Source organism: Mesorhizobium sp. M8A.F.Ca.ET.161.01.1.1, from assembly GCF_004792105.1.
Taxonomy (GTDB): Bacteria; Pseudomonadota; Alphaproteobacteria; order Rhizobiales; family Rhizobiaceae; genus Mesorhizobium.
Map to the genome: position 1 here is coordinate 1 of NZ_SRTD01000494.1, position 283 is coordinate 283.

1 pseudogene is annotated in these 283 nt (G+C 65.4%); it reads right to left on the reverse strand.

What is annotated here, in order from left to right:
* Positions 1-69: 69 nt before the first annotated feature.
* A pseudogene (locus tag EN804_RS36710) lies at positions 70-283 on the reverse strand (RNA polymerase subunit sigma-70); the annotation flags it as partial.

Genomic DNA, 283 nt, shown 5'->3' on the forward strand with positions numbered 1-283 from the left:
CAGTATGAGCTGATACGCAAGCTGAACGCATCGCACGAGATGTGGCCTTAAAGCAGTCCTGGCATTGCTCTAATTCCTAGAGAGCTTGGCCTTCTCGTCCTGCAGGAAACGCCGCAGCGCCGGGTCGCGCTCGAGGCCGATCGCCCGGTCGTAGGACTGGGCCGCGTGCTTCGTGTTGCCGAGCCTGGCCAGGAGTCCGGCGCGCGCGGCCCAATAGGGCTGGTAGTCCTGCAGCCGCTTGTCGTCGCCCAGCACATAAAGCGCCGCCAGTCCGGCCGCGGCG